Genomic DNA, 13,251 nt, shown 5'->3' with positions numbered 1-13,251 from the left:
GCTCCTGCGTGATCGAAAGTACAAATGACAGGCGGCATGCATCTGTGGTCTCTTGAAGCATGGCACGGTTTCTGATCATCGACGACCATCCGCTTTTCCGTGAGGCGCTGCACAGCGCGCTCAAAAGCGTGTACCCGGAAGCGGAAGCGCTGGAGGCGCGCACCATCGCCGAAGCGCAGGACATCCTGGCGCAATCGTCCTCCTTCGACCTCGCGCTGCTGGACCTGAACATTCCCGGCATCCAGGGCTTCGAGGGCCTGTTGCAGATTCGCACCGCCTGGCCGCGCCTGCCCGTCGTCGTGGTGTCCGGCCATGAGGACAACCGCATCATTCGCGAGGCGCTGTCCTACGGCGTGGCGGGTTTCATTCCCAAGTCGGTGCGCAAGGCCGATCTGGCGGCGGCCATCAGCGAGGTCATGGATGGCGCGGTCTATGTGCCTGCGTCCTACGAAGCGGGGCCGGCCAACGAGGAAAGCCAGGACCGCGCCGAACTGGTCAAGCGGCTGGCGACGCTGACGCCACAGCAATTGCGGGTGCTGCAAATGCTGCGCCAGGGCTTGCTGAACAAGCAGATCGCCTATGAATTGCAGGTGGGCGAGACCACCGTGAAGGCCCATGTCTCGGAGATCCTGCGCAAGCTTTCGGTCTACAGCCGGACGCAGGCCGTCATCGAGGTTTCCAAGCTCGACGGCTCGGAACTGTTTCGCGAGAGCCAGGAATTCACCGTTCCGCATTAGGGCGGTTCGCACCGGCCGGAAGCCGCTGCAAGCGGCCTGCCGGTCCGGCAGGCGGTTTCGGCCGCCTCCCTCAGTCGGTCTTTTCTTCTTTCGGGGCAAAGCGCTCGCGCAATCCCGCGCAGTGGTCATCCACATTGGCGCGTGGCGTCAGGATCACGTAATCGAAAGGCTCGTTGGCGGCATGATCGTCGAGCCTTTGCGAATCACCGGTCTGCAAGAGCCCGATGGTCAGCACGTCCTCTTCCGGCAGCATCCGGGCGAGGACAGCCGGCGCACCGCGATCCTCGCGCACATGGCCGGCTCCGGCGACGAGGAAGGCGCCGCGTTCGGCATGGGCCGCCATCGCAGCGGCAAGTGCGCCGTCGCGGGCCCGTTGCACGGTGATCATCGGCGCGATCATGGTCTCGGGCAGCATGCCGCAATGGCTGTCGACGAGTTCCTGCTTCAGGCTTTCCGACGCCGTGGCGGGAAAGGGAAGGTCAAGGCCGATACGGGCGATGTCCCTGGCTGCAAGGGCGTCCCGGCCCTGCTGGCCGATGGCGCGAATCACATCCCGGTCAAGATCGCCGGCGACCAGCGGCAGGCCGGCGGCCAGCGCCACGTCAGCGATCGGCCGGTAGATCGACCATTCCGGCCAGCCGCGTTCTTCCCAGTCGAGGGCCGCGCCCAGATCCGCGGCGCCGATGTCCGGGGCGCGGTCAAGGACGGGCTGAAGCGATTCGGGTACCATTTCGAAAACCACGGCGGGACGTTTGCCGGCATCGATCATGGCCTTGAGCAATTCCGCCTGAAGGCGATGGTGATCCGGGTTGTCGTGGATTTCGCCGGCCGCGACGAAGTGCGAAGCGGCGACCGCCTCCAGCAGGGCTTCGGGCGTGGCCGGGCCGTGCGCAGACACAATGGCGCCGTTGAGCGGATGGTCGCGGAAATGGGGCGATTGCCAGGAGTAAAGATCGAGCGCATGGGCAGGAAGGCTTGCAGCGAGGCTTGCAGCCATGGCGAGGAGTGCCGTTCGGATCATGGACCTTCTTCCTGTCCTGTTGCGCAATGCCCAAGATGGGGCTTTGCGCCCGGCGATCAATAAGCAGAAATGACGCACGGATCATGTCTTTTGATCGTTTCGCGTGCGATGCCATGATAGGAAAGGCTTTCTGCCAGGAGGGAACCATGCCGCATCTGTCCGAGCGCGTTTCGAACATCCTTGAGGGTGGCAAGACGGGCTGGGAAATCCACTTTCACGCACTGGCGCGCCGGCAGGCGGGCGAGGACGTGCTGATGGTGACCGCCGGCGACCACGATTTCGACACGCCCGCCGAGATCGTCGCGGCCTGCGACCGGGCGCTCCACGCGGGCTATCACCACTATACCCAGCTTGAAGGCATTCCGGCCTTGCGGGCAGCCATGGCGCGGGTTTCCGAAGCGGTGACCGGCGTGGCCACGCGGCCGGAGGAGGTTCTTGCCACGGGGGGCGGGCAAGGTGCGCTCTACGCCGCTGTGCAGGCGGTCTGCGATCCGGGCAGCCACGCCATCGTCTGCGCGCCCTATTACGCCACCTATCCCGGCACGTTCCGGGCGGCCGGAGCGGATTTCACGCTGGTCCATGCCCGGCCGGAAGACGGGTTCCAGCCCCGCGCGGTGGATATTGCCGCTGCCGTGACGGAGCGTACGCGGGCCATCCTGATCAATACGCCGAACAACCCGGCCGGGGCGATCTACACCCGTGACACGCTGGAAGGCATTGCCGATGTGTGCAGGCGGCACGACCTGTGGCTTCTTTCCGACGAGGTCTACTGGAGCCATACGGGCGGGCGAAGCCACCTGTCGCCGCGCGCGCTTCCCGGCATGGCGGAGCGGACGCTGGTCATCAATTCGATGTCCAAGAGCCATGGCATGACCGGCTGGCGTGTGGGCTGGCTGACCGGTCCTGAAAGCGTGACCGGGCCGCTGGTTGGCCTCAACCTCGTTTCCACCTATGGTCTCAACGACTTCGTGTCGCATGCCGCTGTCGAGGCGCTCGACCGGGCCTATGGCGTCGCCGATATCACGGCGCTCTATGCGCGCCGCCGCGCCGCCTTTCACGCGGCCATGGCGGATTGCCCGGGCGTGACTGTCCGTGGCTCGGAAGGCGGGATCTATCTCATGGCGGACATTCGCGACGTCCGTGCTGATGGCAACGCCTTTGCCTGGGAATTGCTGGGGGCGGAGAAGCTGGCGCTGATGCCGGGCGAAACCTTCGGCCCGTCGACCGCCGGCCATGTGCGCATCTCGCTGTGCCAGCCCGACGGCGTGCTGGAAGAGGCGGCGCGTCGCATCCGCCGCCATGTCACCGCGCTCATGGCAGGCAAGAGGGGTGCGGCATGAGCCTCGCGCAACGTCACCGGACCTTCCACGATCTGCACCAGGCGGGCTGTTTCGTCATTCCCAATCCTTGGGATTCCGGTTCCGCGCGGATGATGGCGGCGGCCGGCGCAAGGGCGCTGGCCACGACATCGGCCGGATATGCTTTCACGCTGGGCCTGCCGGACATGGGCCGCGTCAGCCGCGATGAAATGCTGGCCCATGCGGAAGCGATTGTCGCGGCCACGACGTTGCCGGTATCCGGTGATTTCGAGAACGGTTTCGCGGATGAACCGGACGCGATTGGCGAGACAATCCGCCTGGCAGCGGAAGCCGGACTTTCCGGCTGTTCGATCGAGGACACGCGAATGGTCGATGGCCATCCGGCCTATGCGTTCGATCTTGCCGTCGAGCGGATCAAGGCTGGCGTTTCTGCCGCCCGGGCGCTGGGGCGGCCATTTGTTTTCTGTGCCCGGGCCGATGGAGTGATGAACGGGGCCTACGACCTGGATGAGGCCTTGAGACGAATCCGTGCGTTCGAGGCGGCAGGTGCCGACCTGCTTTACGTGCCGGTTCCGCCGGGCGTGGATGAACTGAAACGGGTTGTCGCGGCCGTGACCCGGCCGGTCAACGCGCTTGCGGCGGGGCCTTTGCGGTCCCTCAGCCTTGAACAATTTGCCCGGCTCGGCGTCCGCCGCGTGTCGCTGGGTTCGATGGTGGCGCGCGCGACCCATGCAGTCATTCGTGACCGCATGGCCGAAATCATCGGCGCGGGCGATTTTACTGGGCTGGACATGGCCGCTTCCGGCGACGAGGTCGATGCCATGTTGGCAAAGGGCGCCGGTACACGGTGACGTCCTAGGGCGCCAGGCGGCGCACCAGATCGCCTTGCGGATCGATCAATGCGTCGATGACGTTGAAATGATGTTCGCCGGGCGTGGTGATGCATTCGGTCTCGGCGCCAAGGCCGGTCCAGACATTGGCAAGAAGCGCGTTCTGGCGCACGAATTCCGGCCGCTCGGCTGCGCCCGCCCAGCAGGTCAGGGACACGCCGTCGATCGGCTCCAGCAAGGCCGGGCTTTCGGCGCGGGCCTCGTTGCCATCGATTTGCAGCAAATCGTTCAGCTTCGTGCGCATCAGCGGGCGCAGGTCGTGCACGCCCGAGATCGAGACGACGTGGTCGATGCGGGTGCGCACATCGCGCGGCAGCGGGCTGCCGGTGCAGACCATGCGGGTGACGAGATGGCCGCCTGCGGAATGGCCTGACAGGCGCAACGGACCCTTGACCTCGGCCGCGGCGCGGGCGATGGCGGCGCCGACCTGGGCCGTGATGTGGCTGATGCGCGCCTGCGGCGCCAGTGTGTAGCCCGGCAGCGCCACGGCCCAGCCGCGCGCCAGCGCGCCGGCGGCCAGATGCGACCACATCGACTTGTCGAAGGCGCGCCAGTAGCCGCCATGCACGAAGACCGCGAGGCCCTTCGGGGCGCCGGCCGGCAGGAAGATGTCGAGCCGTTCACGGTCTTCCCCGCCATAGGCGATGTCCAGACGCGCGCGGCCCGCGGCCTCCATGGTCTCGCGGAATGCGGCAGCCTGTTCGGCCCAGCGCGCCGGGTAGGTTCCGGCATCCGGGATATGGCCGAAATTGTCATAGGCATCATCCCAATCGGTCACGTGCATGGTGCTCCTCCGTTTGTCCGCGCCGACATTAAGCGCCAGATGCCGGAACGCAAAGGCGGCATGAACGGATTTACCTTTCTTCGATCGGCCGGCCGGTCATGCTTGCCAAACGGGCGGCGATGTTTAACGTGTACTCACGGAACGCGGGCGCCGCAGGCGCCCATGTTCGTGCCAGTGAAGGACAGGTGAAATCATGAAATGTGTGTTCGTGCAGCTCAGATGCGTGCCGGGCAAGACCTATGAGGTGGCCGATGAACTCTACAAGCGGGAAATCGCGTCAGAGCTGTTTTCCACATCCGGCGACTTCGACCTGCTGATGAAGCTCTACGTGGACGACGGTGAGGATATCGGCAAGTTCATCAACGACAACATTCTCGATATCGCCGGCATTTCGCGTTCACTGACGACACTGACCTTCAAGGCTTTCTGACGAAGGCCGCGAGCGGGAAAAAACGGGAGGAAACGACATGACAAGGACGAAAAAGGTGCTGGCCGCGCTGGCCGGCGTATTAATGGCCACGGCCGTTCAGGCCGAGCCGCTGAAGGTGGGCATGATCACGACGCTTTCGGGCGGTGGCGCGGGCCTGGGAATCGATGTGCGCGACGGCTTCATGCTGGCGGTCAAGCAGTCCGGCGATACCGAGGTCGAAGTGGTCATCGAGGACGACCAGCGCAAGCCGGACGTGGCGGTGCAGCTGGCCGACAAGCTGATCCAGTCCGACAAGGTGGATGTACTGACGGGGATCATCTGGTCCAACCTCGCCATGGCCGTCGTGCCCTCGGTCACGGCGCAGGGCAAGTTCTACCTGTCGCCCAATGCCGGACCGTCGCAACTGGCGGGCAAGGGCTGCCACAAGAACTATTTCAATGTCGCCTGGCAGAATGACGCCTTCTACGAGGCTGCCGGCGCATGGGCGAGCGAGAACGGGGTGAACTCCGTGTTCCTGATGGCGCCGAACTATCCGGCGGGCCAGGATGCGGTGAACGGCTTCAAGCGCATGTTCAAGGGCGATGTCAGCGCCGAGGTCTTCACCAAGCTCGGGCAGACCGACTATGCCGCCGAGATCGCGCAGATCAAGGCGACGGATGCCGACGTGGTCTTCTTCTTCCTGCCCGGCGGCATGGGCATTTCCTTCATCAAGCAATATGCCGGCTCTGGCGCCGACAAGCCGCTGATGGGGCCTGCCTTCAGCTTCGACCAGGGAATCCTGGGCGCGGTCGGCGAGGCGGCGCTGGGCGTCAAGAACACGTCGCACTGGTCCAAGGATCTCGACAATGCGGCCAACAAGGCGTTCGTGGAGGCCTTCCAGGCCGAATATGGCCGCCTGCCGTCGCTCTATGCAAGCCAGGGCTATGACACGGCGCAATTGCTGCTCTCGGCCAAGGGCAAGGCCAATGTCAGCGATGCCGACGCCTTCCGCACGGCGCTGGAAGCGGCCGATTTCGCGTCCACGCGCGGCGATTTCAAGTTCGCGGCCAACCACCATCCGATCCAGACCATCTACATGCGCGAGGTGGTGAAGGAGGGCGACGTGGTGACCAACCGCATCGTCGGTCCGGCAATCGAAAACCACCAGGACCCGCACGGGGCCGAGTGCAAGATGTGATCCGCCTGTGGCGGGCGGCCGGCCGGCTGCCCGCCAAGGCTCTTCCGGAGCCGGACCGCTGACCCTTCCGCTGTTTTTCGAACAGGTTCTCAACGGCCTGCAACTCGGCATGATGCTGTTCCTGATGGCGGCCGGGCTTACGCTGGTGTTCGGCGTCATGGGGCTGATCAACCTCGCCCATGGCTCGCTCTACATGGTGGGTGCGTTTGCCTGCGCCGGCGTGGCGGCTGCCACCGGCTCGTTCTGGCTCGGGCTTGCCGCCAGCCTCGCGGCTGCCGCCGCCGCCGGGGCGCTGGTGGAATTTTCCGTCTTGCGGCGGCTGTATGACCGCGACCATCTCGACCAGGTGCTGGCCACCTTCGCGCTCATCCTCGTCTTCTCGGAAGGCACGCGCTGGCTGTTCGGCTCGTTTCCGCTCTATCTCGACATTCCCGAGGCGCTGTCCGGCTCGATCGCGCTGCCGGGCGGTATCACCTATCCGCTCTACCGGCTGGCCATCATCGGCGCGGGGCTGGCCATCGCGGCCGGACTGTTCGTGCTGGTGGCGAAAACGCGCCTTGGCATGCGCATCCGCGCCGGCGATGCCGACCGCGAGATGATCGCGGCGCTGGGCGTGAACATCGACCGGCTCTATACCATCGTCTTCATGCTCGGAGCGGCGCTGGCCGGCCTTGCCGGGGCTCTGGTCGGTGCCATCCAGTCGGTCCAGGTGGGCATGGGCGAACCGGTGCTGATCCTCGCCTTCGTGGTCATCGTCATCGGCGGCATCGGATCGATCAAGGGTGCGCTGGTGGGTGCGCTGCTGGTCGGCGTCACCGATACGCTCGGCCGGTTTCTCATGCCGCAGGCACTCGGGCTGATCATGGATGCCTCAAGCGCAGGCACGATCGGTTCCGCCATCGCCTCCATCCTGATCTACATGCTGATGGCCGTGGTTCTGGCGCTGAAGCCGGGCGGACTGTTCGGGAGTGCGGCCTGATGCGCGCGGAGGGCTTTTTCACCTTCATTCTGGCCGCCGGCTTGCTGGCCGTGGGCCTGATCGCCTTCGCCACCGGGGAGACCTTCACCATCACGCTGGCCACCAAGGTGGCAGTGTTCGCGATGGCCGGAATCGGGCTGAACCTGGCGCTTGGGCAGGGCGGGCTCGTCTCGTTCGGCCATGCCGCGTTCTTCGGGCTGGGAGGCTATGCGGTGGGCATCCTGTCCAGCCATGCCCAGAATTACGAACCGCTGACCGAGTGGCCTTTCCTGATCGAGGGCACCACCTTCATGCCGGTTCTCTGGCTGGTGGCGGTGATCGTCGCCGGACTGGCGGCGCTGGCCATCGGCGCCATCAGCCTGCGGACATCCGGTGTCTATTTCATCATGATCACGCTCGCCTTCGCGCAGATGATCTACTATTTCGCGATTTCCTGGCCGGCCTATGGCGGCGAGGACGGGCTGTCCATCTATGTCCGCAACGGCTTTCCCGGCGTCAACACGCTCGATCCGCTGTCCTTCTTCCTGCTGGTTTTCGCCATGCTCGTTGCCGTGGCGGTGCTGGCCGCAAGGCTGACGGGTTCGCGTTTCGGTCTTGTGCTGGAGGCGGCGCGGCAGAACGCGCTGCGTGTCACCTCCGCAGGCATCAGTCCCTACCGGGTGCGGCTCGTGGCCTTCGTCATTTCCGCCATGATCACCGGGCTTGCCGGTGCGCTCTATGCCGACCTCAACCGCTTCGTCAGCCCGGCCATGCTGTCATGGCATACATCGGGCGAGATCATGATTTTCGTCATCCTTGGCGGAGTGGGGCGGCTTGGCGGCCCCATTGCCGGCGCGGCGCTCTACGTGATGCTCGAACATTTCCTTGGCGGCCTCACCGAGCACTGGCTGTTCTTCCTCGGCCTGGCGCTTCTGGCCGTGGTGCTGTTCGCGCGCGGTGGCCTGGCCGGTTTCGTGCTGAAGGAGCGCCGCCATGGCTGATCCGGTGCTTGAACTGGAAGGCATCACGCGCAGCTTCGGTGCGCTGGTTGCCAGCGACAAGGTCAGTATCGATCTCAGGCCGGGCGAGATTCACGCGTTGATCGGGCCGAACGGCGCCGGCAAGACCACGCTCATCAAGCAGATCGCGGGGGAGATTCTTCCCGATGCCGGCGCGATCCGCTTCAATGGCGCCGACATCACAAAGGAACCGCCGGCGCGGCGCGCCATGCTGGGGCTGGCTCGAACCTTCCAGATTTCTGCGCTGGCGCCGGAGTTTTCCGCGCTGGCCAATGTGATGGTGGCCGTTTCGCCGCGTGCCGGCGGCGTGTTCCATTTCTTCCGCTCCGCCTTGCGCGACAGCGCGCTCACCGGCCCGGCCATGGCGGCGCTCGCCCGCGCGGGACTGGAAAGCCGTGCCGATGTGCCGGTATCCGGCCTGTCGCACGGGGAGCGGCGGCAACTGGAAATTGCCATCGCGCTGGCCATGCGGCCAAAGGTCTTTCTGATGGACGAGCCGATGGCGGGCATGGGACCGGACGGCTCGCAACGGCTGACCCGTCTGCTGGCGGACCTGAAGACGGAAGCGCCGATCCTGCTGGTCGAACATGACATGGATGCCGTCTTCGCCCTGGCAGACCGCATATCGGTGATGGTCTATGGCAAGGTTGTCGCCACCGGGACCGGCAATGAAATCCGCGCCAATGCACTGGTCCGCGAAGCCTATCTGGGAGAGGAGGCATGAGGGCGCTTCTGGATGTCGAGGCGATCGAGGCCAGCTATGGCACGGCACAGGCGCTGTTCGGTGTCAGCCTGTCAGTGGGCGAGGGCGAGGCCGTGGCGCTGATGGGGCGAAACGGCATGGGCAAGACCACGACGATCCGCACCATCTGCCGGCTGATGCGCCATCATGGCGGGCGTGTGCGCTTTGCAGGGCAGGACATTGGCGCGCTGCCGCCATTCCGGGTGGCCCGGCTTGGCGTCGGCCTGGTCCCGGAAGGCCGGCGCTGTTTCGGTCCGCTCACGGTCCGCGAGAACCTCATCGCTGCGGCGCGGCCCGGTGACTGGACACTGGAGCGGGTGCATGGCCTGTTTCCACGCCTGAAGGAGCGGCAGGCACAGGCGGCGGCCACGCTTTCGGGCGGCGAGCAGCAGATGCTGGCCATCGGGCGCGCGCTGATGACCAATCCGCGCCTGCTCGTTCTCGACGAGGCGACGGAAGGGCTGGCGCCCGTCGTGCGGCAGGAAATCTGGGCGGCCGTTTCCGCGCTGCGCAGGACCGGCCTGTCCATTCTCGTGGTGGACAAGTCGCTCAAGGAACTGAAGGGTTTTGCCGACCGGTGCGTGATCCTGGAAAAGGGCGCCAGCGCGTGGCAGGGGACGCCGGCCGATCTGACCGACGCCGTCGCCACGCGTTACCTGGGCGTGTGACGTCCCGCCTCAATTGAGCGGGATCGCATTGCCTTCCTTGTTGTCCTGGTAGGCGGCCGACAATTGGTCATATTTCGCCTTGATGCGGGCGATGCGCTCCAGCGCCTGGCTGCGCTCCGGCTCGGGCAGGGCATTGGCGCGAGCGGGAATGGACCAGCTTTTCCAGAAGGCGTTTTCCGCATTGTAACCGCCGGGATCGAGCGTGAAGACCTCTTTCAGGATCTTCAGGTCATGCGGAATGGCGAAGGAATCGCGGCTGTCCTCGTGGCTGAACAGGTAGGCGAAATTGTCGAAGCCGGTCCACGTGATCGCCGACAGGCAAAGCGAGCAGGGTTCGTGGGTGGAAATGAACAGGCAGTCCTTCGTGTCTGGGCGCTGCTCGGCCGGCATTTCGTAAAACCGTTTCAGCGTGTGCGTCTCGCCGTGCCAGAGCGGGTTTTCGAGTTCGTTGTTGGTTTCGGCGAGCACCAGCGACAGGTCATCCTTTCTCAGGATGGCGGCGCCGAAAAGCTTGTTGCCCCTGGCAACGCCGGCTTCGGTCAGCGGGATGATGTCATGCTCGATCACGTCGAGCATGCGGTCGATCAGGCGGGATTCGTCGGTCATCGGTCAGTCTCCTTCCGGCAGCCGGATTTCCCAGGGCTCGGGGAAGGTGAACTCTTCCAGGTTCGAGCCTTCGCCGCCACGGTCGACGACGAGGAAATCCTGCGGTTCGCCGATGGGCGTCAGAACCGCGTGCCAGGTGTTTCGGGCATAATTCACGCCCTGTCCAGGCGCGGTGACGAAGGCTTGGGGGCGGCCGGGACCATCTGCCGTATCCGGGCAGACGATGACGAGAAACGGGCGCGGCGACAGCGGCATGAAGGCCTGGCTGCCGAAGGGGTGGCGCTCGACCAGCGACAGGGCGAGCGGCATGGCATAGGGTGTGCCGCGGAAAATATTGATCAGGACGCGGCCGCCGGGACCGGCGGCTTCCACCTTCGCCAGGTCGTGAAAGCGTTCGCACTTGCCGTTGTTGATGGCGAAATGCTCCGCGCCATCGGTTTCGATCACGTCACCGAAACCGGCGAAGGCCTCGCGGGTGAGCGGGCGGGCGGTAACGATGCGGCTCACGGGAAGCGCGTCAGCGGCATGTGCCGGTTGACGTCCTTGTACAGAAGGTAACGGAACGGGCCGGGGCCGCCGGCATAGCAGGCCTGCGGACAGAAGGCGCGCAGCCACATGAAGTCGCCAGCCTCCACTTCCACCCAGTCGCGGTTCAGCTTGTAGACGCCCTTGCCCTCCAGCACGTAGAGCCCGTGCTCCATGACATGGGTTTCCTCGAAGGGAATGGTGCCGCCGGGTTGCAGCGTGACGATCGTGACATGCATGTCATGGCGCAGGTCGGCGGGATCGACGAAACGGGTGGTCGCCCAGCGGCCTTGTGTGTCCGGCATGGGGGTTGGCGCGATGTCGCGCTCGTTGAGAAACAGCGGTTCGGGCGCTTCCAGTCCCTCGACCGGTTGCCATGCCTTGCGGATCCAGTGGAAACGGGCGTGGGCGCCGCCCTCGTTTGTCAGCGTCCAGCCGCTGGCGGGCGGCAGATAGGCATAGCCGCCGGGCGTCATGCGATGCGCCATTCCATCCAGGGTGACAGTGATCTCGCCCTCCATGACGAAGAGCACGGCCTCGGCACGCTCGTCTTCTTCCGGCCGCATGCTGCCGCCGCCCGGCGCCACTTCCATGATGTATTGCGAGAAGGTTTCGGCAAAGCCCGACAGGGGGCGCGCAATCACCCACAGCCGGGTCCTGTTCCAATGGGGAAGATAGCTGGTGACGATGTCGCGCAGCACGCCCGCCGGCAGGACGGCATAGGCCTCTGTGAAGACGGCGCGGCCGGTCATGAGTTGCGACTGGCCGGGAAGGCCGCCATGCGGGGCGTGGTAAAGAGGCTCGTTCATGGCGCTCACTCCGGCAGCATGTCTTTCAGGCGCAGAAGCGCGATGCGTTCGACCTGCCTGCAGGCGGTGGCGAATTCAATTTCCCGGCTGTTGTCGATGCGGGTCTCGAAAGCGGCGAGGATATCCGCTTTGGTCAGGCCCTTCACCGCGATGATGAACGGAAAACCGAATTTCGCCGTATAGGCCTCGTTCAGCGCGGTGAAGCGCGCCCGCTCGGCATCGGTCAGCGCATCGAGGCCGGCTGAAGCCTGCTCAGCGGTGGATTCCGCGGTCAGGCGTTTCGCCTGGGCCAGTTTGCCAGCCAGATCCGGATGGGCGCGCAACACGCCGAGGCGTTCGTCGGCGGACGCGGAGCGGAAGACGCGGGCCAGTGCATTGTGCAGGCCGCCGGCGCTGTCATGGGCGGGCCCGAGTTCCAGATCGAAGGCGCGTTCGGCAATCCATGGCGAATGCTCGAAAACCGAGCCAAAGCGGGCAACGAAATCCGCCTCGTCCATGGCAGACGGCTTCAGGCGGGGCGGCGCATAAGGGTGAACGCGTTTCCAGTGTTCGGCGATGTCGATGCGGCGGGCCACCCAGACCTTTTCGTGATTGAGCACGTGGTCGATGAAGCGCTTGAGCGCCAGGGCGCGCCCCGGCCGTCCGACAAGACGGCAATGCAGCCCGATATTGAGCATTTTCGGAGCGCCATCCATGCCCTCGGCATAGAGCGTGTCGAAGGCATCGCGCAGATAGGTGAAGAATTGCTCGCCGGAATTGAAGCCCTGCACGGCGGCAAAGCGCATGTCGTTGGTGTCGAGCGTGTAAGGGATGACGAGCTGTTCACGCCCGTCGATCGCGATCCAGTGCGGCAGGTCGTCGTCATAGGCGTCGGAGATGTAGTCGAAGCCGCCTTCGCGTGCCGCCAGCGGCACCGTGTTCATGGACGCGCGGCCGAGGTAGAAGCCACGCGGGCGCTCGCCGGTCACTTCCGCATGCAGCCGGATCGCCTCAAGCATGTGGGCGCGTTCGTTCTCCTCGCTGAAATCCTTGTACTCGATCCATTTCAGTCCGTGCGAGGCGATTTCCCAGCCCGCCTCCTGCATGGCGGCGACCTGATCCGGCGAGCGGGCAAGCGCGGAGGCAACGCCATAGACGGTGGCCGGAATGCCGGCTTCGGTGAACATGCGGTGCAGGCGCCAGAAGCCGGCGCGCGCGCCGTATTCGTAGATCGATTCCATGTTCCAGTGGCGCTGGCCGGGCCAATTGGTGGCGCCGGTGATCTCCGAAAGGAAGGCTTCGGACTGGGGATCGCCATGCAGAAGGCAGTTTTCGCCGCCTTCCTCGTAGTTGATGACAAACTGGACGGCGATGTGTGCGTCACCCGGCCATTGCGGATGGGGCGGGCGGGCGCCGTAACCGCGCATGTCGCGCTCGTAACGTTTCATGGGTCTCTTCGCTCCCGGCCAGGCCCGGCGCAGGGCCGGCGCCCGACAATGAAAATCTTGCCCGACAGACTATTTCAACCGGGGGCGCGGCCAACATGCGGAAAAATTTGAAACTGTTTTGAGCGGGGGCGCCAAGGCG

General features: G+C 65.2%; 15 protein-coding genes. 9 read left to right on the top strand and 6 right to left on the bottom strand.

Annotated elements, in window-relative coordinates:
- Positions 1 to 59 precede the first annotated feature (59 nt).
- Entirely contained in the window at positions 60 to 737 is a 678-nt protein-coding gene (locus R3D65_RS14590; RefSeq protein ID WP_371275968.1) for a response regulator, read from the top strand.
- Positions 738 to 807: 70 nt separating this feature from the next.
- Here the strand turns inward: R3D65_RS14590 and R3D65_RS14585 are convergent, their stop codons facing one another.
- Complete coding sequence (locus R3D65_RS14585; RefSeq protein ID WP_371275967.1) at positions 808 to 1,758, bottom strand: ChaN family lipoprotein; 951 nt, start codon at positions 1,756 to 1,758, stop codon at positions 808 to 810.
- A gap of 146 nt (positions 1,759 to 1,904) precedes the next feature.
- On the opposite strand from R3D65_RS14585, the gene R3D65_RS14580 reads away from it, so the two are divergent.
- Together R3D65_RS14580 and R3D65_RS14575 are read left to right on the top strand one after the other, a co-directional pair.
- Positions 1,905 to 3,098: a pyridoxal phosphate-dependent aminotransferase gene (locus R3D65_RS14580; protein WP_371275966.1), complete on the top strand. Its 1,194-nt coding sequence runs from the start codon at positions 1,905 to 1,907 to the stop codon at positions 3,096 to 3,098.
- Positions 3,095 to 3,928 carry an oxaloacetate decarboxylase gene (locus tag R3D65_RS14575; RefSeq protein ID WP_371275965.1) on the top strand — a complete coding sequence of 278 codons (834 nt, stop codon included), beginning with the start codon at positions 3,095 to 3,097 and terminating at the stop codon, positions 3,926 to 3,928. Before R3D65_RS14580 ends, R3D65_RS14575 begins: the two co-directional genes overlap by 4 nt.
- Before the next feature lie 4 nt (positions 3,929 to 3,932).
- Here the strand turns inward: R3D65_RS14575 and R3D65_RS14570 are convergent, their stop codons facing one another.
- Positions 3,933 to 4,751: an alpha/beta hydrolase gene (locus R3D65_RS14570; protein ID WP_371275964.1), complete on the bottom strand. Its 819-nt coding sequence runs from the start codon at positions 4,749 to 4,751 to the stop codon at positions 3,933 to 3,935.
- Positions 4,752 to 4,944: 193 nt separating this feature from the next.
- Between R3D65_RS14570 and R3D65_RS14565 the strand changes: the two genes are divergently transcribed.
- From R3D65_RS14565 to R3D65_RS14540, 6 genes are read left to right on the top strand one after another with little or no spacing between them, the layout of a single operon-like run.
- Entirely contained in the window at positions 4,945 to 5,181 is a 237-nt protein-coding gene (locus R3D65_RS14565) for an Lrp/AsnC ligand binding domain-containing protein (RefSeq protein ID WP_371275963.1), read from the top strand.
- A gap of 37 nt (positions 5,182 to 5,218) precedes the next feature.
- Entirely contained in the window at positions 5,219 to 6,358 is a 1,140-nt protein-coding gene (locus R3D65_RS14560) for an ABC transporter substrate-binding protein (RefSeq protein WP_371275961.1), read from the top strand.
- 58 nt (positions 6,359 to 6,416) lie between these two features.
- Positions 6,417 to 7,337 carry a branched-chain amino acid ABC transporter permease gene (locus R3D65_RS14555; RefSeq protein ID WP_371276052.1) on the top strand — a complete coding sequence of 307 codons (921 nt, stop codon included), beginning with the start codon at positions 6,417 to 6,419 and terminating at the stop codon, positions 7,335 to 7,337.
- Positions 7,337 to 8,317 (top strand): branched-chain amino acid ABC transporter permease, encoded by a 981-nt coding sequence (locus R3D65_RS14550; protein WP_371275960.1) that lies wholly within the window; start codon positions 7,337 to 7,339, stop codon positions 8,315 to 8,317. Before R3D65_RS14555 ends, R3D65_RS14550 begins: the two co-directional genes overlap by 1 nt.
- Positions 8,310 to 9,059 carry an ABC transporter ATP-binding protein gene (locus R3D65_RS14545; RefSeq protein WP_371275959.1) on the top strand — a complete coding sequence of 250 codons (750 nt, stop codon included), beginning with the start codon at positions 8,310 to 8,312 and terminating at the stop codon, positions 9,057 to 9,059. Before R3D65_RS14550 ends, R3D65_RS14545 begins: the two co-directional genes overlap by 8 nt.
- Positions 9,056 to 9,745, top strand: coding sequence for an ABC transporter ATP-binding protein (locus R3D65_RS14540; protein ID WP_371275958.1), 690 nt, complete (start codon positions 9,056 to 9,058; stop codon positions 9,743 to 9,745). The genes R3D65_RS14545 and R3D65_RS14540 overlap by 4 nt, the downstream gene beginning before the upstream one ends.
- 9 nt (positions 9,746 to 9,754) lie before the next feature.
- Here R3D65_RS14540 and R3D65_RS14535 read toward each other — a convergent pair whose 3' ends face one another.
- Genes R3D65_RS14535 through puuE form a run of 4 tightly spaced genes read right to left on the bottom strand, consistent with a single transcriptional unit; the run spans position 9,755 to position 13,112 of the window.
- Positions 9,755 to 10,351, bottom strand: a complete 597-nt coding sequence (locus R3D65_RS14535; RefSeq protein WP_371275957.1) for a nucleoside deaminase — start codon at positions 10,349 to 10,351, stop codon at positions 9,755 to 9,757.
- A 3-nt stretch (positions 10,352 to 10,354) separates the two neighbouring features.
- Positions 10,355 to 10,858 carry an ureidoglycolate lyase gene (locus R3D65_RS14530; protein ID WP_371275956.1) on the bottom strand — a complete coding sequence of 168 codons (504 nt, stop codon included), beginning with the start codon at positions 10,856 to 10,858 and terminating at the stop codon, positions 10,355 to 10,357.
- Entirely contained in the window at positions 10,855 to 11,685 is an 831-nt protein-coding gene (locus R3D65_RS14525) for a bifunctional allantoicase/(S)-ureidoglycine aminohydrolase (protein WP_371275955.1), read from the bottom strand. Before R3D65_RS14525 ends, R3D65_RS14530 begins: the two co-directional genes overlap by 4 nt.
- A 5-nt stretch (positions 11,686 to 11,690) precedes the next feature.
- Positions 11,691 to 13,112, bottom strand: coding sequence for an allantoinase PuuE (gene puuE / locus R3D65_RS14520; protein ID WP_371275954.1), 1,422 nt, complete (start codon positions 13,110 to 13,112; stop codon positions 11,691 to 11,693).
- Between the last annotated feature and the right edge of the window lie 139 nt (positions 13,113 to 13,251).

Source organism: Zhengella sp., from assembly GCF_041397485.1.
Lineage (GTDB): Bacteria > Pseudomonadota > Alphaproteobacteria > Rhizobiales > Rhizobiaceae > Zhengella.
The sequence above is the reverse complement of the archived record's forward strand: the minus strand, read 5'-3'. Positions and strand labels throughout refer to the sequence as shown.